The organism is Anatilimnocola aggregata, assembly GCF_007747655.1.
Classification (GTDB): domain Bacteria; phylum Planctomycetota; class Planctomycetia; order Pirellulales; family Pirellulaceae; genus Anatilimnocola; species Anatilimnocola aggregata.
In genome coordinates this window covers 6,916,000-6,936,230 of record NZ_CP036274.1, presented here as the reverse complement: position 1 = coordinate 6,936,230, position 20,231 = coordinate 6,916,000, and the positions used below count along the sequence as shown (strand labels likewise).

Genomic DNA, 20,231 nt, shown 5'->3' with positions numbered 1-20,231 from the left:
GGCAATCGCGGCCATATCGAGGCGAATTGTTCTGCCAGTCCACATAACGGGCCGTTCTCCCGGCTCTTAATGACTGGTCTAGCTGGCCTGCGGTTGGGGCCGCGCCGTTTGTAGCGTGCGTCCCGAATAAAGGGTTTCGACTGCCGGCGGCGCTGTCAACTTAAGACCACTGAAGATTCGGCCAGCTGCCGTTTCTGGCATCAGGCTGTACCTAGACCGCACATATCCCGCGCGCATGAATGTTGCGATTCAATCGCGTGAATGTCGCACGACGCGCTGATAATTTTGCTCCCGACTGGCTCCGATCTGCCCCCAGCATTAGGCTACTCCTTCTACTCTTGCTTGATACTCATCATGTTCTGTTGGGCCCGGAAACGGAGTGTGTTTACTACCATGAATCCACGATCTCTCATTTATTCTGCCTGCGTGTGTGTTGCGGGACTGGCGCTCTACTTTGCCAATGACAGCCAGTTGACGAACCAGGGGCAGGCCCAAGAAAAGCAAACACCCGGCGAAGCTGGACCCTATGTCTTGGATCGGACGCAACTGCCGATTCCAGAACCCAAGCTCGCGCCGATTACAACCCTCGATGCCCGCAACGCCAAGGCACCACCGCAGTTTCAAGTGACGGCACCCAAGGGCGCGCCCAATGTGCTGATTGTCTTGATCGACGACATGGGTTTCGGCCAGTCGAGCGCCTTTGGCGGCCCCGTTCACATGCCCACGCTCGAACGGCTCGCGAAAAATGGGCTGAAGTACAACAAATTCCACACCACGGCCCTCTGCTCACCCACACGGGCCGCACTCCTGTCTGGGCGGAACCACCACGTTTGCAACATGGGCTCGATCACCGAGACAGCGACTGCCTTTCCCGGTCAAACCGGCAAGCGGCCCGATAGCGTCGCTCCGTTGGCCGAGATGCTCCGGCTGAATGGCTACAGCACTGCTGCCTTCGGCAAATCGCACGAGACGGCTGCCTGGGAGGTGAGCCCGTCCGGCCCAACCGACCGCTGGCCGACTCGCTCTGGCTTCGATCACTTCTACGGCTTCATTGGGGGCGAAGCGAACCAATGGGCCCCCGGGCTGTACGAAGGGCTCAACAAAATCGAGACCCCGAATGCGCCCGGCTATCACCTGATGACCGACCTGGCGAATCAGGCAATTCGGTGGACGAATTCGCAAAAATCGCTCACACCCCACAAGCCCTTCTTCACTTACTTTGCGCCGGGAGCCACGCACGCGCCGCACCATGTGCCGAAGGAGTGGATTGCCAAATACAAAGGCCAGTTCGATCAAGGCTGGGATAAGCTCCGCGAAGAAACGCTGGCACGGCAAATCAAGCTCGGCGTGGTGCCAGCTGGTACCAAACTGGCTCGCAAGCCCGAGGCCATCAAGGACTGGGACCAGCTGAGTGCCGACGAAAAGAAGCTTTTTGCGCGGCAGATGGAAATTTTCGCAGGCTTTGGCGAGTACGCCGATTACGAAGCTGGCCGATTGATTCAAGCGATCGAAGACTTGGGCCAACTCGATAACACGCTGGTCTTCTACATCGTGGGCGATAATGGCGCGAGTGCCGAAGGAACGATGAACGGCCTGTTCAACGAGGCAACTTATTTCAATGGTGTGCCTGAAAGCGTGGCCGAGATTTTAAAACATTACGACGAATTAGGTGGCCCGAATTCCTATCCACACTATGCCGCCGGATGGGCAGTCGCGGGCGATACACCGTTTACCTGGACCAAGCAAGTCGCCGGCAGTTACGGCGGCACGCGCAATGGCATGGTCGTCCACTGGCCGCAAGGCATTGCCGCGAAAGGTGAGCTCCGTTCGCAGTGGCACCACGTCATCGACATTGCGCCGACCATTCTCGAGGCAGCACAGTTGCCAGAGCCTAAGGTCGTTAACACGACGCCGCAAACGCCCATCGAAGGGGTTAGTCTGCTCTACACCTTCGCCGATGCAACTGCCCAGGATCGACGCAAGACGCAGTATTTCGAAATCTTCGGCAATCGTGGCATTTATCACGATGGTTGGCTGGCCCACACGGTTCATAAGGCTCCTTGGGAAGCGAAGGTCCGACATCCATTCCTCGAGGATACCTGGGAGCTATATCACGTCGACGAAGACTTTAGTTCGGCCAATGACCTGGCTGCCCAGAATCCTGCCAAGCTTAAAGAGCTTCAAGAGTTGTTCCTCAAAGAGGCGCTCAAGTACACCGTTCTGCCGCTGGACGATCGGATGCTCGAACGGCTGAACGCAACGCTCGTGGGTCGTCCGGACCTCATGGCTGGTCGCAAGTCGCTGACCGTCTATGAAGGCATGACCGGCATGTCGGAGAACGTATTCATCAACACCAAGAACCAATCGCACAGCATCACAGCCGATGTCGAGATTCCCACGACCGGTGCAAGCGGTGTCATTGTCGCTCAGGCGGGGCGCTTTGGTGGCTGGAGCTTGTATGTGAAAGATGGCAAGCCAACTTACGCTTACAACTTCCTTGGTCTGCGTACGGATAAAGTGGCCGCCACGAAGCCACTTTTGCCGGGCAAAGCGACCATCCGTTTCGAGTTTACTTACGATGGCGGCGGCTTCGGCAAGGGTGGCCAGGGAGTGCTGCTGGTGAACGGCGAGAAGGTCGGCGAAGGGCGCATCGAGCGCACGCAAGGCTTTATCTTCTCGGCGGACGAAGGTGCCGATGTTGGCCAGGATGGCGAAACGCCAGTGAGCGACGACTATCAAGCAGGCAACAACAAGTTCACCGGCAAAATCCGCCAGGTAACGGTTGATTTGAAGTAGCGGGTGAGTGGTTCACTTTCGCAACGAACTGTGGTCCGTTGCAGAAGAAGCGGGGAATCGCTCGCCCCGAAGCTGCGGCGGCAGGAATCGAACCTGCGTCGAGGCGGTTAACAGCCGCCGCTCCGTACCAACACGGAAACCACCGCAATGAAGTCAGGATGGCTGGATTCGAACCAGCGATCTCGTGCGCCCGAGGCACGCGGAGTAGTCCACTTTCCTACATCCTGATGTTATGTGGGATAGGCCTCCTGCCTGTCACAAATTGCTTGCTCGCTGACAAGCGGGTGGCCTATCCCACGACAAAGCGCCCAGCGGGAATTGAACCCGCAGTTCCGCCCTGGCAAAGCAGTAGGTTGCCGTTACCTCATGGGCGCGTATCGTAAACTTGCCTGTAGTGGGACCAGAGGGGCTCGAACCCTCACCAAGCTCGGTTAAGAGCCGAGTATGCTGCCACTAACACCTTGGTCCCGTTGATTGTTCTTGGTTCGCTCCTCGATTCGCGCGCTGGGAAGGGCACCAGACTGTCATAGGGCCGGAGGGATTTGAACCCACACCGGACGGAGTAAAAGTCCGTCATGCTGCCGTTACACCACGACCCTGGAAATTGCCGAGTCGCCAGCGTTTGGATGTTGAATCGCGGTGCATGATTTGGTTCCTACGCGGGTCTGAACTGGTAGTCCTGAGAATCGAACTCAGCGGGCTTCGGTTATCAGCCGAAGTCAGGCATACCAGCCCGCGACTACCATGGTTGTGAATGTGTGATCGTGAGCCGGAAGCGTCAGCGCCCGGAGAGTTTCTGGTCGGGTGATTCGGTGAGCTCTCCGGGCGCTGACGCTTCCGGCTCAGAAAAACAAACATTTATTCAGTAGCCCGTATGGGAATCGAACCCATCTCGCCGCTTTGAAAAAGCGGCATCCTGTACCACTAAACGAACGGGCCAAGGAGGAAGGGGCGAGGGACGGGAGGTGAGATGCGAGAGGAATACAAAGCATGCGTTTCGCCTCATCCCTCATCCCTCATCCCTCATCCCTCATCCCTCATCCCTCATCTCTTTCCTCAGTGGGTCGGGAGGTGCTCGAATCCTCGTCTCCTGGCCTTCAACCAGGCGCTACACCGTCTCAGCTACCGACCCCAAAGTGCGAAAAGTCCACGAAAAAAGCCCGGCGTTGGTGACACCGGGCTTTTAAAAGCGGTTGCGGTCAACAAGACCGGGTGTCACCAGCGCGAACGATTACCAAACACGAAATTCACCGGTTTGCCGACTGGCAGACCGGGAAGTTTCCGTTGGCGTTCTTGTTCGTTGATGCCCGGACGAATGACTGACATGGAACTGAATCCTGCAACTTGGTGTGCGAAAGCGACTGTCTGTAAGATTAGACGGCAGCAGAAAACAAAGGTTCGCACTATTCACGCTAGAAACGTGTCGCTAGAGATTCGATGCGGCCAGTGAACCGATTATTCCCGGTTCGCTTATGCGCCACGATCTTTACGGCGAGATTTCTTGCTGCTTGCTCGCGGAGCAGGGGGATGAAGCGGGCGATAGCGACTAAGATCGATTTGACGCTCTTTGCGGCCAGAACCGAGATAAATTCGCTGCCAATTGACGGCAATTGCTTCCTCGCCCCCCGAGAACTCGCGGATATAGCGCCCGCGCACCGTGGCGGGAGTGCCCGTCGGCGGATTGCGGAGGGCATAGTCGATTTCCGCTGGCGCGAGCAACTGTTCGGTGATGCCGGTGCTACGCAGCCGTTCGAAATAGCCTTCGTCCGAAAGTTCGGAGTAGCGAAGGTCGATTTTCTTTCGCACCTCCCACGCTGCATCAGGTCCGGCTTTGCTGAGCAGGAATTGCTTCGTGACCCAATCGAGCGAACCGACCAGGTCCTGCGGATCCTCTTCGAGCGCATCGAGAGTCTCTTCCCACAGTCGTAAAATTTGCCGCGCTTCGGTTGGTGGGTTGTCTGCTTGATCGACAAAAGCGCGGCATGCATCCAGATAGAAACGCTGCAATTCGATCGCCGTACAGGTTCGCTTGCCCACGAGCGGGATTTGAAACTTGAGCGTGGGATCGGCACAAATGGCCCGCAGCGCTCGCAGGGGCTGACGAATTCGGGCGACCGCCGGCAGGCAGCCCGCCTCAATGGCGTCGATCACCAGCAGCGTGGTACCGATGCGCAGGTACTCGGCGACATCCGCGCGGTTGGAATCGCCGAGCGCGATCTGCAGTCGTTGCCGCTGCTGAAAAAGAGACGCATATTCGAGCGGGTCGAGCCAGGCATCGGCATAGGCGGTTTTGAAGAAATGGCCAAAGCTGTAAACGGGGCGATCCGCCAGCATGCCGCCATACCCGGTCAAGCAATTCATCGCCGGTGCTTTGTCGGCCAAATGAAACTTGCCGTCGTTGTCGATCATTCCTGTGCCAGCGATGATGGGTCGCGAGATGAGGAACGGCGTCAATTGCCGACGCAATTTGCGAAATGCAAACAGTTCCAGCGGACAGTAAAGAGCAATGGCGATCGGAAAAATCAGCACGCGGGTGACAACGGCCAAGGTTGCTTCGAGCCAGCGCGGCCCGGTCGGTCCTGCTTCTTCGAGGCGTTCGAGTTCGCAGCCAAACAAAACTCGCGCGAGTCCTTGCGGCTCTTTCATCCAGCGCGAGGCGATTAAGTAGCCAATCAGCGCGAGCAAAGTATAGGTTCGACCAATTCCAATGAGCAGCCAGAGCGCGATCCAAGTAAGAGCTGCAAGAGGCAGCACTAGGACCAACGAGATTCGCCAGGCAATCAGTCCGAACCCAGAGGCCAGGTCGACTTCGTAATTTTCTTGTGCCCCGTAAATGTTGCCGTGGGCATCGCGATCGTTCTTGAGCAACCGAACTTCATCGCCAAAGGCTGCGCTGGCGGCCTGCGAAAGAAGTTCATCCTGCGCTCGCTGCCAGGCCAAAAGCTGCCGAGGACTGCGGCATTCGGGAGTGGCTCCTTCAATCAGGCCGCCACCCGCTGCGGGGCGTTCCGCTTCGAACCACACGGCACCGCCGGCGGCATGAAAGATCCCCTCTTTCATGTTCCGGGCTTCGACGGTCGGGACTCGTTTGCGTACTTCGGCAACTAAGTGCCGATAAACACGGTACTTTCCCCCGGGCTCGCTGGCCTCGGTGTAAGCTGCTGCCGAATTCGAGATCGCCAGGGCGTATTCAGTTTCGAGCCCGATCAAGCGCTCGAAGATCGCCGGCTTACTCGCCACCGTACGGAACTTCCGTCTCGTGCAGATATTCAGCTGCCTGCGATTTGGCGTCGACTTGAATTTGGTTGAGCACTTCGCTCAGGTCGCGAACCGGAGCAGCTTCGGCAATGTCGACTGTTTCTGGCTTCACTACGTCACTGCGAACCATGTCGTCACCTGCATCACAAAAAGCGGAGAACGGGCTGTCATCAACCAGCGAGGCTGCGAAGGAATTCATCCTAACTGCGGTCATCGCAAGCGGCAAGCGCGCGGTCGCCGAATCAGTAAGTTCGCGCACGTTTTGAAGACACCACTTCACCCGCTATCGCACTGGTCGCCAGCCACGCTTGCAGCTTGTTGATGGCTAGTTCCTTGGCTTTGGCTTCGATATCTACCGCAATCGGCAAGTGCAACCACGTGCTCGGAACATCGGCAGGATCGATGTAATCGTGATGTAACTGCGGCTGCGGATTATGCCAGCCGTTCAGCGGGCTGGAAATGTGAAACAGAGGCTCGCGCGCTTGCTGGCGATCAGCTGCCCAGGTTTGAATGGCGGAAGTCGTGGCTTCTTCGACGGAAAGTTCGTCACGCAAACAACGATGGTGATGGACGTCATAACAAAGTGGGATCTGTTCCGCCTCGCAAATCGGGAGCAAGTCAGCTGGCGAATAGATTTTGTCGTCGTTCTCGAGCGTGATTAACGCGCGAGCACGCGGTGACAGCCGCTGCAGGTTTTGTCGAAACCGCGCGAGCGCGTCGGGCTTGTCACCATACGCGCCGCCGCCATGAATGTTCACGACATCCGCGCCGATGAGTTCGGCCGCTTCGGACTGATACTCCAATTCCGCCAGAGAACTGGCCACGACTTCGTCACGTGGCGAATTGAGCACCACGTATTGATCTGGGTGGAACGACAACCGCACGTGCGACTGCCGGGCTAACTCGCGGCACTTTAATAGCTGCGCAACAATTTGCTCCACTTCCGGCAACTCCGCCAGTTGGTAGCCGCATTCGGGGTGCGTCTTCAAAGGCCACAATTGACTGAGCACACGGAAGGCACCGATGTGGTGATTCTCGCAGTAGAGAATTGCCTGTTCGAGAGACTGGGCGTTGTTGACGCACAGGGCCGAGATCTTCGCGAGCCGCGCTTCGCGCGACAGCTTTTTGCAAGCAAGTGCCGTCGTGATTTTGAACTTGATGGGCTCGTTGGCAAATTGGCAGCAGAGGCCGAGTCGCATGGTGGTTCAATCGCCCGTTGTGAAATGCAGGACTGACTTCGGCTTCACTTTACTCCGCCGTCAACTGCGGATCGCGAATAAGATGATTACGAGTCCGATCAACAACAAAATGAACGCAATGGTTTGCAACGTCCGCGGCCACGATAGTCCGGTCGGAACACCGGCCAATTTCTTCAGTTCCAGTTCCGACTTGTCGCACGCTTCGAGATACGCGCGGCGATCTTGCAACTTGTCGGCATCGGCTTCATGAACCAGCTTGTTCCGCACGCTGGCAATAAAACGCAATCGCTTAACCAGCGCCGGCGTCAGTTCCCGTTCCACGCTGCTGATCTTCTCGTGCAGTCCCCGACCATCGGCACCAAAGTGTTCCGTGAGCAGACTTTCCAGCCGTTTGCAACGCTTCACCACGAGTTCGATATCGCTCATAGGGCCCGAAAAAAAAGAGGCAAAAGGCCGGGGAGGCAAGTCAGCATAGGCTGCCAGGATTTTCGTCGCTGGCCCCCTCTGCGCGGAGGACCAAGACGCTTAAAATGCCGGATTGCTCGCCATTCCTCTTTTGGTCTGCGTTTTGCCGATGTCAACGAATTCTGTCGGTGCTGGGATTGCGGCTGAGCGTGTGCTGGTGCTCGATTTTGGGTCGCAATATGCCCAACTGATTGCCCGCCGCGTTCGCGAGAACAACGTATATTGCGAGATCGTCCGCCACGATATCACGGCGGAACAGATCAAGAAGCATAACCCGCGGGGATTAATCCTCTCCGGTGGGCCTAACAGCGTGTACGAAAAGGGTGCGCCGCGCTGCGACCCAAAACTCTTCTCGCTGGGTGTTCCGGTGCTCGGCATTTGCTACGGCATGCAACTGGCTTGCGATACGCTCGGCGGCAAAGTCGACTCTGCACCGGCTCGCGAGTATGGTCGCGCTCGCGTGCAAATCACCGAGCAGGGAGACCTGTTCGCTGGTGTTCCCGCTCAGATCGATGTCTGGATGAGTCACGGCGACCAGGTCAGCCGCGTCTCGGACGACTTCATCCCGCTCGCGAAAACAGGAACCTGCCCCATCGCGGCCGTGCGGCATCGCACGTTACCCGTGTATGCGATGCAGTTCCATCCAGAAGTGACACATACGCCGCTCGGCAGTCACATCCTGCATAATTTTTTGACGACCGTGTGCGGCTGCGGCGGCACTTGGAAGCTGGGAGATTTTGCTCGCGAAACGATCGGCCGCCTGAAAGAGCAAATTGGGAATGGCCGTGTGATCTGCGGCCTCTCCGGTGGCGTCGATTCGGCAGTGACTGCAGCGCTCCTATATCAAGCGATTGGTCCACGACTCTCGTGCATCCTGGTTGATAACGGGCTACTACGAAAAGATGAGCAAGCGGCTGTCATCGCCGAGTTCAGCAACCACTTCAAGACCGACTTGCATGTCGTGCAGGCCGAAACGGAGTTTTTGAAAACGCTTGAAGGTATTACCGAACCGCAGGAAAAACGCCGGCGCATTGGCCACGCGTTCATCGAGTGCTTCAAGCGCGAAGCATTGAAAATCAAGGATGTTGAGTTTCTCGCTCAAGGCACACTCTATCCCGACGTGATCGAAAGTGGGGCGGCCATCGACGGTCCTGCTGCGACGATCAAGCTGCATCACAACGTGGGCGGCCTGCCCGCAGAACTTGGTTTCAAATTGGTGGAGCCACTCCGCGATCTATTCAAGGACGAAGTTCGCCGCCTGGGGCTTGAACTGGGCCTGCCCGAAGATCTCGTCTGGCGTCATCCGTTTCCGGGGCCGGGGCTTGCCGTCCGTTGCTTAGGCGACATTACGAAGCCGAAGCTCGATGTGCTGCGCGAGGCCGACGCCGTGATGATTGAAGAGATCAAGGCTGCGGGGCTTTATCGCACGACTTCGCAAGCGTTCGCGGTGCTGTTGCCGGTGCAAAGCGTCGGTGTGATGGGGGATGCCCGCACCTACGAAAACGTCGTCGCCATTCGCTGCGTGAATACCGACGACTTCATGACGGCCGACTGGACGCACCTGCCTTACGAAGTGCTCGCCCGCATTTCGACTCGCATTATCAACGAAGTGAAGGGTGTGAATCGCGTTTGCTACGATATCAGCAGCAAACCTCCAGCCACGATTGAGTGGGAATGATGTAGCGTGGGCTTTAGCCCACGTAGAACTTCGAGAAGACGTGGGCTAAAGCCCACGCTACAAGTGACAGGCAAGATGCCTATCCCGCCAAGAAAAGGAAAAAGGCTCGGTCGCGGGGAACGACCGAGCCTCTTAGAGCTCTAGCACCCACTCGACACGGGGATTGTCGAGGACTGACGGGGTGAGTCAGTGTGCTGAGCGAGGGGTGGGCAATAGACGGGCGGAGTTACTGGCGGGACCGGTTCGTTCGGGAATTAACTTGCCGGCAAGAATGGAATCGACCAGTCCGCACTCCTACAACCATGATTTTGCAATTGCCCGGCATGCGCCGCAAAGAAGGGAGCTTCGCCTCAAACGGCACGAGCGGCACAGTCCGCAGCCCTTTGCCTGCCGGCAAGGTTTAACAGCGCACCCGCTCAGTTAGCGGATGTAAAATACACCTGCTAGCTGTCAAGATTGGCCGCTGCTGGGAAGTTATTTCAGTTGCGATCTATGGGCGAGATCTTGCTGTTCGACTTGATACAGCCAGCGGTCCAAGATGAAGGTGCCAAACGGCACGACCGACGCCAAAGCGGCCGCTCCCCAAAACTTGGGGGACCACCAAGGGCGACGAAGGGTCACTTCGGCCACTGCCAGGACAAATAAGACAAAGAGCCCGCCGTGCAGCCCGCCGACAATCCGGACAGCCTCGGGTTGATCGGCCAAGTACTTGAGCGGCATCGCAATCAGGAGCAGCACCAGGTACGAAAGTCCTTCCAGGAAGCCGATCCAGCGAAGGCGGCTCAGCGGTGTGTTCAGCATGTTTTGAAGGGCAAATGGCGGGGCCGGACTGCGAAGACGATCAACCGACGCCGCTCATTCTCCACACGTTTTGAATCCCACACAACGGCCGGAGCATTGCCTCGCCAACGTGCAGCCTCCTGCCTGTTCAGGTTGGGGGGCGGAAGTTATTCTTAATACTCGTTTCCACCCTGTTTTCTACAGCGAATCACCTGCTGCCGTGCCCGACGAACTGACACATTTCGACGAGTCGGGTGCCAGTCGCATGGTGGACGTTTCGGCAAAGGCTGTGACCCTGCGAACTGCGACCGCCAGCGGGATTGTCCGCATGCAGGCCGCGACCTTGGAGCGAATTCGGCAGGGAACGCTGTCTAAGGGAAATGTGCTGGAAGTCGCTCGCCTGGCCGGAATCATGGCCGCCAAGCGGACGGCTGAATGGATTCCCCTCTGCCATACGTTGCCTCTCGAAGGAGTGACAATCGCTTTCGAGTACCTGGGAAGCGATGCTCTGGCTATCACTGCCACCACGCGAGTCAGCGCGAAAACGGGAGTCGAAATGGAAGCCCTGGTCGCTGTATCTGCAGCAGCCTTAACCGTTTACGACATGTGCAAAGCCATCGATCGCGGGCTGGTGATCGAGCGAGTTCAGTTGGAAGAGAAGACGGGGGGCCGAAGTGGCCATTTTGTGCGTGAAGCAGCAGTCCCCGCTGCGGTAAAGAGCTTGGAAGGACCGGCCCTTCAGCCGGACCACGAATCATGACGCGGCAGGATGCAGTTTCTATGTCCACGCTCACCGCCGACCCCGGTACGTTATCTCCTGCGCTGCAAACGCTTTACGCTCCCGTAGCGGAAGAGTTGGCCCAAGTCGAAGCCATTTTCCGGCGAGAGATGCATCACCCGCATCCATACGTCGATGAACTTGTTCGTTACGGCTGCCTGCTTGGCGGCAAGCGACTTCGTCCTGCCCTGTTGCTGCTTACTGCGAAGGCAGCCGGCAAGGTCACCAGCGAGCACCTGACTCTGGCCGCCGTAGTCGAGATGGTGCATACGGCCACGCTTGTTCACGACGACGTGCTCGACAACGCTCAGATGCGCCGGCACCTCGCCACCGTGAATGCCCGGTGGGACAACGAAGCCAGCGTACTTTTGGGCGACTATCTGTTCACCCATGCTTTTCACCTGGCCAGCACCATCGATAGCGTGCTGGGGTGTCGCCTGATCGGTCACTCCACCAACATCGTTTGCGAAGGTGAGTTGCGGCAAAAGGGAACTCGCGGGCAGTTCGATCTGGGCGAAGCGGAATACCTGCAAGTGATCGAAGCCAAGACCGCGGAACTGACTGCCTGCAGTTGTCGTCTCGGAGCGCTCTTTGCGGGACTACCGGAAGCGAAGGTGGAGCAACTCGATTTGTATGGCCGCGAACTCGGCATCGCTTTTCAAATAGCCGATGACTTGCTCGACCTCGAAGGTGAAGAAGACGCGACCGGTAAATCGCTAGGAACCGACCTCGAAAAGCAGAAGCCCACGTTGCCGCTCATTCACACGCTGCGCGAAGCTTCGGCCGAAGATCGGCGGCAGCTGTTGGAACTGCTGACCACCGAACAGGCGACGCCGACGACGCTGCTGCCTTATTTGAATCGCTATGGTGGCTTGGAATACGCCAAGCAGCGGGCCCAAGAGTTTGCGGCGCAATCGCGCGGCCGGCTCGATTGCTTGCCAGACTCGCCAGCGAAATCGGTCCTGCAGATGGTTGCTGAGTTCGTAGTTCAACGATCGCATTGAGCCGAACTATGCAGCGCGGCGCAACGGAATGCTTGGCGGCTGCGACGTATTGAATTCGAACTGTTGATCCCAGGCTCGATCGAGTGTCGCCAGCGCACTTTCGAGATCGACTGCACGGTACTTCCCACCCGGCATCTCCCGGCAAAGGCCCATCCGCTGCAACTTGGCGAGCGCATCGCTGACTTCAAAATCGACATGCAGGCCGAGTTTCTTTTCGAGCCAGGCTTCGGCATCACGATCGAGTTGTTCACTGGTCACTGCTGCAAAGCCACTTTGCCGCAGCAGCCACCAGGCTAATAAAATTTCGCGAAACTCCTGCTCTTCCGCTTCATCGAGCAGCCGATGGATCACGCCGGCGTTGCTGTCCAAGTTCTGAAAATACAAACTGCGAGTCAGGTTAAGGTGATACCGATCGCGGGTATTCAAGTAGCCATAGAACGATCGGAGCCCGTAGCCAAAGACGCCACTGAGGAGTGCCAGGAAGGCGAGCGTCCCTTGAAAACTGGCGAACGCCACCGCAGCTGCCCCTTGCACCAGTTTGACGAGCGTGAAGGCGACGCCGGAGAGTGTTGGCAACCAGATTTTGCCTTTGTCGACGAGCGACATGCGCACTTGGGTCCCTGGCAGGAGCATCTCGATATCGGATTTAGGAATGTTTTTGAACAGCTTGAGGACAACTGCTGACGGATCGAGCGGCTGACTGCTGGCTGACCCGGGCTTGAGCCGGAACATCAGGGCGAGCCGTTGGTAAGTGCAAATCTCAGCCTCTTGCCAGCGGCCCAAGCGGCTCCAGTTGCGAAACGTCTTCTTCCCGACCACATCGCCGCGAACGTAGATCTCCAAACGTTCGAAGATGGCCAGGTTGGCCAACACTTCGACGCCCAACTCGTTGTGCGTTTGTAATGAGTACTGCAATTCGTCGGCCGATAACCGGCGGAAGTTCGCCCGCTGTAGCAGTTCGCCAAAGCGGTCGAACAACCGCAAGGCCAGTCCCTCACGTTGATCGATGGTCAGAACTTCACGCGGCTTGGGTTCTGCATCAGGATCGAACGGAGCGTAGGCGTCCTTCAACTCTTCCAAGTTCTGATGGAATTCATGATGCAGCGTGGCTTCGACCAGTTTGCAGAAGTGGGCGAAGGGTTCGCGCTCGTGTAGTTCGAGTGCCGCATCGTTTTGCAAGATGCGGGCCAGATCGGATTTCCGAATGGGTATGAAGTGCTCGAGCGGACGAGCTGTCCGATCGTGAGGCAATTCGCGGGCGACGGAACTGGGCGCACGTGCTTTGACTTTGCCACTGGGAACAGCTGAGCTGGCGGCCGTGTTTGGTTTTGATGTCATCGACAGCAAGCTCCATCCTCAGAACTGTAATGCAGATTTCGATGCTGGCACGCGGACAACCTTGCGGATGCGCGCAGTGGTAGCGCTGCGACTCGAATATCGACGGCCCTAGCTTTCGCGCTGCAGCATTTCAGCGCGGAGGATACAGAATGTGTGCTCGCAGGGACACTTCAAATTGAAGCAGGAAAGCTGCGGGATTCAGAGAAGGTGCTACTCGGGCAATTGTGCCAGCAGACGGACCATTTGCAGCGCCGCTTCTGCGCATTCCATCCCCTTGTTCCCCACGTTGCCCCCCGAGCGATGAATCGCCTGCTCCAGCGAATTCACCGTCAGCACGCCAAAGAGCATGGGGACCCCGGTCACCAGCGACAGTTCACCCAGACTCAAGCTAACCTGACGATTGATGTGCTCGTCGTGCGTCGTCTCGCCACGAATCACGGCGCCCAGATTAAGCACTGCTGCATAGTGACCAGTCTCGGCCATGCGCTGGGCGATGAGAGGAATTTCCCAGGCACCGGGCACCCAGGCGACGTCGATATCGTCGTCGGCAATGCCCGCTTGGGTCAGCGTCTCGATTGCCCCCTGCAACAACTTGCCAGTGACGTTTTCGTTGTAGCGGGAAACGACAATCGCAAAGCGACCAGCAACAGGGCCGGTGGCGCCATCGAACGTGCGAGGCATTTGCGGGGACGCTTTCAATACGAGGTCAGCGCTAGTTTGAGACTGGCGCGACGAGTTTGCAAAACAGAGGCGGCACAGCAATCGATGCCGTGCCGCTGGCGTTACCTCATTCTATCGCGAGAAAACGTTCTGTGGGGAGCTTCTTAGTAGCGGCGTCCGCCGCCACCGCCATCACGGTCGCGATCGCGGCCACCACCGCCATAACCGCCGCCCCCACCACCTCCACCACCGTAGCCACCGTCGCGGCTCCCTCCATCCCGACCGCCACCACCACCGTAACTGCCACGGCTTTCACGACCGCCGCCGCCGTATCCACCTCCACCACCACCGCCGCCGCCATATCCACCGCGGCCACCACCATATCCGCCGCCCCCTCCACCGCCATAACCACCGCCGCCGCCCCCGCCACTCGGACGAGAGGTGCGTTCACGCGCTTCGTTTACGACCAACGGCCGACCGTTGCAATCTTGTTGATTCAGTCCTTCAATCGCCGGTTCGCAGTCGGCATCGTTCGCCATCTGGACGAATCCGAAACCGCGCGAGCGGCCGGTTTCGCGATCCATGACCACTTCCGCTGCTGCAACTTGACCATACTCGGCGAACAGCGCTTCTAAGTCTGAGGAGGAGTACGACCAGGGCAGGTTGCCCACATAAATCCGCTTCATACGACAATCCTGTAACAATAATCCCAAAACACACGTGTGCATGCCGAAGAACAGTTGCCCATGTCCGCTTGTTACTAAGCGACCAGGCATCCATCGAATCTCCTGGGCCTCGTATGTTCAACAGATGGACGTTCGACCAAGGTAAACGGCCTCGTTGACCAGTAGATAAGGCTCTCGGACAAGCGAATCCAACCATCCAGTGGTACCGCTCGGGTCATAGTTCGCGCGGCAACTGCGCCAGCATTCGGGGGAAATATAACCGTTAGCGAAACCCGTAAAAAGAGCAAGTCAGGCAAAAAAATCTGCCTGGCGCATGGTCAGTCTCAGCGCCGAACTACGACACAAACTGTTGCCGCCGCATAGCCGAATTACTTGCCCATTCCATGGGACTACGGAGCAGCGGGGATGTAGTTCAGGGTGTAGTACGCCATGTTGTGCAGCAATGGTTGGCCAGTTGCGGAAGTTACACCGGCCGATTGCAGTTCGTGTACGTGCCCTTCCTGCAAGCCGTTCACGAACAAGCGAGCTTTTAGGCCATCGGCAGAGACTTCTACTTTCGTAATTTCGGGAGTCGTTTGATCGACTTCGGGACTGCCATAGGCGGCCTGATAGATGTATGTGTAGGTCGACAACTTGTAAGACTTGGGGTCGCCAGCGGTCGCAGCATCGACCTTTTCGGTGAAGGTCAATTCAAAGCCATCGTGCTTGGCGTGCATCTCGAGAATTTCAAAGGGGGTCTTGCCGGTCCAGACAATGCGGTCGAGTGAGTGGGGTTGTGTTCCCCGCGAGCCCCACCCGCGATTGGTGCCACCCACAAAAAGCGAACCATCGTTGTTGAACAGCAACGACAACGAACCGGATCCCATGCCCGAGCGGAATGGAAAGCACGCTCCTTGATAGTGGTCTTTCACTTTTTCGAGACACACACGCATGACGGTGCTGTGGGTCTGATCGCCAACGAACAATTGATTCTGAAACGGGCCGAACTTTCCACCCGAAACATCCGTGGCGATACCCGCAGCCGACTGGCCCATCTTGTTGTAAGGGAAGTAAACCGCTGGCGGCTCTAATTGAGGAATCCGTTTGGCCTCGACCATCATCCGGCTGCCGCTTTTGGGGTCTTCGGGCCGCGGGCCAATGGCACCGTCCGTCGCTTCATACCAGCCGTTGCCGCCGGGGTGTCCCACGAATTTGCCTGGCTTGAGATGCTTGAGGCTGCACGCGCCGTTCCAGGGGCCTTGATTGTCGGTATAGAACATGTCCCCCGCTGCGTTCATGCCGATGCCACCCGGTGATCGCACGCCGCTGCAAGTTGGAATTACTTTGCCATCGGGCGTGATCCGCAGGCACCAGCCGCGATACTTGTTTTTGCTGTCGAACGAGCCGGTCAAACAGAGAACGACCCAGAGATTGCCCTCCTTATCGAACTTGGAACCAAACGCGTACTCGTGATAGTCGCCGTTGATCTCCCAGCCATCGCTAACCGTATGAAAGATATCTGCACGACCGTCTTTGTTCTCGTCCTTAATCTTGGTGACCTCACACCGCTGCGTGGCGTAGAGCCAGCCATCTTTCATGCTCAGCCCCAAAACCTCGTGCAGGCCGCCAGCGTATTTGGCAAACGACGCCTGCTCAGGTGTGTTCGTTAGAGGCTCATCGAGCAAGAAGATATCGCCGCGGCGAGTGGAAATCGCCAGCTTGCCGTCGGGCATCCATTCGAGCCCCCCCGCTTCCAAGCTGATGTATTCGGGAACGGGGAAGCGGACGATCTTGTAGTAGTCCTCTTCCTTGGGGGCCTGAGCCGAGGCAGTAACAGTTGCCAGAAGTGCGCCGAGCAAAGCAAGTGCGCGCGTGGAAAGCGGGAAAGTTGACATCGATATATCCAGATTATGTGTTAGTTGGTTGAAACAACCCCAGGCGAATAGCTAACGACTACCAATCGTACTCGATCGTCAGATTGGCTCCTCGATTCTCAAAACGAATCGGAATGAGCAGTTCGCTCTTGTTGTTGCTTTGGCGCACGATGCCTTGCTGACCAGACTTAATCTTCAGCAGCCATTCACCATTGACCTTGAAACCGCCATCGGCCGCTTCGATCTTATCCGCCACCATGGCCCGGTATTGTAAGTCGGCGGGAACTTCGCTTCCTTCGGCCACCTTGAACGCCAGCTTTCGCTCGAGCGTGAAAACACCAGCTTCACCGATCGGAGCGGGCTGGTCTTCGACCTGAATTCCGTTAAACGAATAGAGGAACGTCGGCCGCTGCTTCTCGCCCAGGCGGTAGCCGTTGAATTGATACCCGATGTCCTTGGGCTTTTCCGTCGGCCAGGCATCCGCCGAACTCTTCAGTACTGCGAAGGGTGCACCATCGGGCAGCTTGACGACATTGTCGCCCAGCGGCGGTTCGTAACCGACACCGCGGCCCGTCCAATGACGCGACGCATCCATAAAGCCGTTATGCCAGATCATCGCCAGCCGCAAATTGTTGGCATCAAAGGCGAGGTTCAGCTTTTCGGGATAGCCCACACCGATGGCTCGCGAGCCGGCTCCTTCGATGAAGTTGCGATACATGATCGCTTCGTCGAAGGCGATCAGTTCGATGGCCCCAGTCACCAAACCTGATGGCAAGGCGGCCTTATCGCCGTCGGACAGAAAGGCCCACATCGAGCGAATCTGCTTCGCTGTGTTCCCGTCCAGAATTTTCGGCAATTGCGATTCACCATTCGGCCAACCGGCGGGCATGCGCGTGCCGGGGCGATAAGCCTGTGGATTGATTAGGTAATTGTGGAACCAGTCGTCGCGGAGACGTTTCGTCATTGTGGTCAAACTGAGGGCCTGAATGCCTGTCGATTGTTTGTTCGCGAACGTATGGCACTTAATGCACGACATCCCTTGGCCACCTACGAGTTGTCGTCCGATCGCTTTGAATTTCTTGTCGGAGTCGGGAATGTCGACGGCTGGCACCGGCTTGATCAGTTCGGCATCGGTCGTTTGAATCGCCGAGACGAGGCTCTCGACATTCTTCAAACCAAAGCGCGGCATGCGGGTAAACATATAGGGCCGATCTTTAGCCCCCTGATCCATCACCGTCTTGATCCAGGCTTCATTCAATTTTGCTCCAGCTCCCGTGAGCGAGGGTGGAATGCGCCCTTCGTCGCCCATTTCGGGCATGTCCGACTTGAAGTGAGGATTGCGGGTTTCTTCCACGCCGCCGAGTTCGCCGCGGGTGTGACAAGCGATGCAGTTGAAGCGAATCAAATTGAGATCCACGAGTTCTTTCCCAGCCAGTTCGGCCGCTGGCTTCTTCGCGGCAGCGAGTGCTGCTTGCAGCACGATTTGCTGGCGAGTATCGAGTGCGTAACGGGGAGACTTGGTGGACTCGCCCTGCAAGCAACCGCCTACTCCCTTCAGGTCGGCCAGCGATGCACCGACATGCGTCGGCTTGGCTGCGACTTGCTTGCCATCCACTTTCATCGAGTGGCAGGAGGCACAGCCGAGCGTCGTAAAGAATTCGCGACCCTTCGCAGCCAGGTCCTGATTCACGACAAACGCTTCGGGGACTGGCTTGCCTTCCTTGGGTTCTGGAATCGCGATTAGCGAAGCAAGGTCCTGCGGCGGCTTGCCTTTGGCTTCGAACATCACTTGGAGATCGGAGTCGCCACCTTTCTCAAAGAAGTCCACCACGACACTATGCGTCCCTGCTTTCAACTTCAGCGGCTTGCGCTTTTGGCTGAACGGATGAACGCCGTCGTTGTCGATCAATACTTTGTCGTCAATGGTCAGCCGCGAGCCGTCATCAGAGCCAAGCAAAAAGAGGTAGTCGACGTCCGTATCGACTTTGATCACCCCCTCGAATCGCAGCCCATAACTTCCCTTCTTCTTGAGAGCCTTGAGGTCGAAGCCTTCTGCTTCGCCCGTCTCTTTGGGTTTCAGCTTACTGAAATCGGGAAGTTTGTCGAAGTTGCCGGGATAGTACGAATACTGCAACCCAGCTGCGATGTCCAAATCGTTGAGCAGGAACGAAGCTACGTCGCGGGCATCGGTGGCGTTCAGATTCAAGTGCGGCATGCGGCCACCAGGACGAATCGAGAGGGGGTTCTGCACAAACTCCGTCAGCCCGGGCAAGGTGTACTTGCGCGAAGGCGTACCAAGCGGAATGGAAGTCGGCAGCGAAGCGGGTGGGTTCTCGGCCGGACGTGGGTCGTGGCAGGCCAGGCAGCCCACTGAGTGATACAACTGTTCGCCCCGATTCACGCCGCCGCGCAGCGGCGCAACATCGTTGGTGGTACCCGTGGTGGCCAGAAAATGAACGATGGCCTCGACAACATCCTTGCGTTCAGCCTCGGGAATTCCCGCGAGTGCATTCGGCATACTCGTGCCGGGCTTTACGGTTTGCGGATCCATCAGGAACTTCAGCAGGTACTGCGGCCGGACGCGGTTGCCCACAGTATCGAGCACCGGAGCTTGCTTCTTTTGGATATGCTCGGCTAGCGACTTATCGGCGGTGTGGCACGAAGTGCAGTTCAGTTCGCCCAGTAGCAAATTTCCGGCCGCAACTTGATCCTTCGCGGTCGCGTGATATCGTTCGAAGGGAATGACCCGCGGCGGAACATCGGCAGCTGTCGCACCAGCACTGAACGCTGTGCCCAGCAGCAATGCGGCGAAAAGCGAACACAAAACACGACCTGGCATGGGGAACTCCAGCTGGGATGGGCGGCAAAGGCGAGCGCGCAATCAGCCCGTTGGCTGCCGCGCGATTGGGCCCCCAATCATGCTTGGCCAGCGCCCCTAGTGTCAACTATCCGCAGCTGAAAAATGAGAGGGGCCGGAGATTGGCGAGTTGTGCGGATAGCGCAAGAAGAGACGCAATCGAAAGAGGCGATTGCGTCTGCAAATTGATATTCCGGCAGCAAATTGCCCTAGCCGGCCAGACGACGGACTTGTTCCGTATTGGCGGCTTCAGCGGCGGCAGCGGTATAGCGGAACTGCATCAGGTAGGCGTCTTCGGTCGTGTCTTCGTAGAAGTCTCGCAGCAGCGAAACCGCCTTAAAGCCGCAGTCGCGGAAGAACAACTGAGCATCGAGATTCGTTTCGCGCACTTCCAGCATGATGCGGCTGCGACGTTGCGGCGACAATTTGCTTACCAGCTTGCGGAGCATCTGGGTGCCGACATTGCGGCGGCGAAAATCGGGGTGTACGGCAAAGTTGAGGACATGCAGGCGATTGCGATGGAGTTCGTAGATCATGAAGCCCACGACCCGCTCGTTGTGCTCGGCGATCATGCCGATGCAGTTGCGTTGACGCAAGCAGCGGATGAAGTCTTCTTCCGACCACGAGAACTCGAAACTGCGATCCTCGATCTGCAGGACCTCGGCCATGTCGCGGCGAATCATCCAACGGATATGGACGGGCGCCTGGTGTTTGGCGGAGGTAGTCATGGCGGGTTCCTTCCCGAATCGACGTGCGAATTGGCCGGACAGAACACGGTGTGTCAGCAAGGCAGTGACAGGAGATTGCTGGCTAAACGGCGACGACAATTCATTTGTCGAGGGTGGCCGCTGAGGTCAGCAACGAGAGGTAGGATAATAA

At 57.5% G+C, this 20,231-nt stretch carries 15 protein-coding genes and 7 tRNA genes; 4 read left to right on the top strand and 18 right to left on the bottom strand.

Annotated elements, in window-relative coordinates; genetic code table 11:
- Positions 1-393: 393 nt before the first annotated feature.
- The gene (locus ETAA8_RS26130) at positions 394-2,796 is read left to right on the top strand and encodes an arylsulfatase (RefSeq protein WP_145095608.1); all 2,403 of its coding nucleotides are present in this window, start codon (positions 394-396) and stop codon (positions 2,794-2,796) included.
- Positions 2,797-2,868: 72 nt separating this feature from the next.
- Here the strand turns inward: ETAA8_RS26130 and ETAA8_RS26125 are convergent.
- The 11 genes from ETAA8_RS26125 to ETAA8_RS26080 all read right to left on the bottom strand — a co-directional run bounded on the left by ETAA8_RS26125 (position 2,869) and on the right by ETAA8_RS26080 (position 7,679).
- Positions 2,869-2,943 (bottom strand) — tRNA-Asn (locus tag ETAA8_RS26125).
- A gap of 6 nt (positions 2,944-2,949) precedes the next feature.
- Positions 2,950-3,023, bottom strand: a tRNA-Pro gene (locus ETAA8_RS26120).
- 76 nt (positions 3,024-3,099) lie between these two features.
- Positions 3,100-3,170: transfer RNA gene (locus ETAA8_RS34945), tRNA-Gly, on the bottom strand.
- 21 nt (positions 3,171-3,191) lie between these two features.
- Positions 3,192-3,265: transfer RNA gene (locus ETAA8_RS26115), tRNA-Lys, on the bottom strand.
- A 58-nt stretch (positions 3,266-3,323) separates the two neighbouring features.
- Positions 3,324-3,395, bottom strand: a tRNA-Lys gene (locus ETAA8_RS26110).
- Positions 3,396-3,662: 267 nt separating this feature from the next.
- Positions 3,663-3,735: transfer RNA gene (locus ETAA8_RS26105), tRNA-Glu, on the bottom strand.
- A 121-nt stretch (positions 3,736-3,856) separates the two neighbouring features.
- Positions 3,857-3,928: transfer RNA gene (locus ETAA8_RS26100), tRNA-Phe, on the bottom strand.
- Between the two features lie 338 nt (positions 3,929-4,266).
- Positions 4,267-6,036, bottom strand: coding sequence for a proteasome accessory factor PafA2 family protein (locus ETAA8_RS26095; RefSeq protein WP_202921281.1), 1,770 nt, complete (start codon positions 6,034-6,036; stop codon positions 4,267-4,269).
- Positions 6,026-6,253, bottom strand: coding sequence for a hypothetical protein (locus ETAA8_RS26090; protein WP_145095603.1), 228 nt, complete (start codon positions 6,251-6,253; stop codon positions 6,026-6,028). Before ETAA8_RS26090 ends, ETAA8_RS26095 begins: the two co-directional genes overlap by 11 nt.
- A gap of 43 nt (positions 6,254-6,296) precedes the next feature.
- Positions 6,297-7,253, bottom strand: coding sequence for a UV DNA damage repair endonuclease UvsE (gene uvsE / locus ETAA8_RS26085; RefSeq protein ID WP_145095600.1), 957 nt, complete (start codon positions 7,251-7,253; stop codon positions 6,297-6,299).
- Positions 7,254-7,313: 60 nt separating this feature from the next.
- Positions 7,314-7,679 (bottom strand): DUF4145 domain-containing protein, encoded by a 366-nt coding sequence (locus ETAA8_RS26080; protein ID WP_145095597.1) that lies wholly within the window; start codon positions 7,677-7,679, stop codon positions 7,314-7,316.
- A gap of 148 nt (positions 7,680-7,827) precedes the next feature.
- On the opposite strand from ETAA8_RS26080, the gene guaA reads away from it, so the two are divergent.
- Positions 7,828-9,396 (top strand): glutamine-hydrolyzing GMP synthase, encoded by a 1,569-nt coding sequence (guaA, locus tag ETAA8_RS26075; protein ID WP_145095594.1) that lies wholly within the window; start codon positions 7,828-7,830, stop codon positions 9,394-9,396.
- Positions 9,397-9,870: 474 nt separating this feature from the next.
- Here guaA and ETAA8_RS26070 read toward each other — a convergent pair whose 3' ends face one another.
- On the bottom strand, positions 9,871-10,197 hold the full coding sequence (locus ETAA8_RS26070) for a DUF3817 domain-containing protein (RefSeq protein ID WP_145095591.1): 327 nt from the start codon (positions 10,195-10,197) through the stop codon (positions 9,871-9,873).
- A 199-nt stretch (positions 10,198-10,396) separates the two neighbouring features.
- On the opposite strand from ETAA8_RS26070, the gene moaC reads away from it, so the two are divergent.
- Both moaC and ETAA8_RS26060 read left to right on the top strand, forming a co-directional pair.
- Entirely contained in the window at positions 10,397-10,936 is a 540-nt protein-coding gene (gene moaC, locus ETAA8_RS26065; RefSeq protein WP_145095588.1) for a cyclic pyranopterin monophosphate synthase MoaC, read from the top strand.
- Between the two features lie 20 nt (positions 10,937-10,956).
- On the top strand, positions 10,957-11,958 hold the full coding sequence (locus ETAA8_RS26060) for a polyprenyl synthetase family protein (RefSeq protein ID WP_145095585.1): 1,002 nt from the start codon (positions 10,957-10,959) through the stop codon (positions 11,956-11,958).
- Positions 11,959-11,964: 6 nt separating this feature from the next.
- On the opposite strand, the gene ETAA8_RS26055 is transcribed toward ETAA8_RS26060, so the two are convergent.
- From ETAA8_RS26055 to rimI, 6 genes are all read right to left on the bottom strand, one after another.
- Complete coding sequence (locus tag ETAA8_RS26055; protein WP_145095582.1) at positions 11,965-13,296, bottom strand: TMEM143 family protein; 1,332 nt, start codon at positions 13,294-13,296, stop codon at positions 11,965-11,967.
- 210 nt (positions 13,297-13,506) lie between these two features.
- Positions 13,507-13,977 (bottom strand): 6,7-dimethyl-8-ribityllumazine synthase, encoded by a 471-nt coding sequence (gene ribH, locus ETAA8_RS26050; RefSeq protein WP_145095579.1) that lies wholly within the window; start codon positions 13,975-13,977, stop codon positions 13,507-13,509.
- Between the two features lie 143 nt (positions 13,978-14,120).
- A complete protein-coding gene (locus ETAA8_RS26045; RefSeq protein WP_145095577.1) occupies positions 14,121-14,642 on the bottom strand; it encodes an RNA recognition motif domain-containing protein in 522 nt (173 codons plus the stop codon).
- Positions 14,643-15,031: 389 nt separating this feature from the next.
- Positions 15,032-16,516, bottom strand: coding sequence for a PQQ-dependent sugar dehydrogenase (locus tag ETAA8_RS26040; protein ID WP_145095574.1), 1,485 nt, complete (start codon positions 16,514-16,516; stop codon positions 15,032-15,034).
- A 58-nt stretch (positions 16,517-16,574) separates the two neighbouring features.
- Positions 16,575-19,334: a PA14 domain-containing protein gene (locus ETAA8_RS26035; protein ID WP_145095571.1), complete on the bottom strand. Its 2,760-nt coding sequence runs from the start codon at positions 19,332-19,334 to the stop codon at positions 16,575-16,577.
- A 227-nt stretch (positions 19,335-19,561) separates the two neighbouring features.
- A complete protein-coding gene (gene rimI / locus ETAA8_RS26030) occupies positions 19,562-20,080 on the bottom strand; it encodes a ribosomal protein S18-alanine N-acetyltransferase (RefSeq protein WP_238397569.1) in 519 nt (172 codons plus the stop codon).
- Between the last annotated feature and the right edge of the window lie 151 nt (positions 20,081-20,231).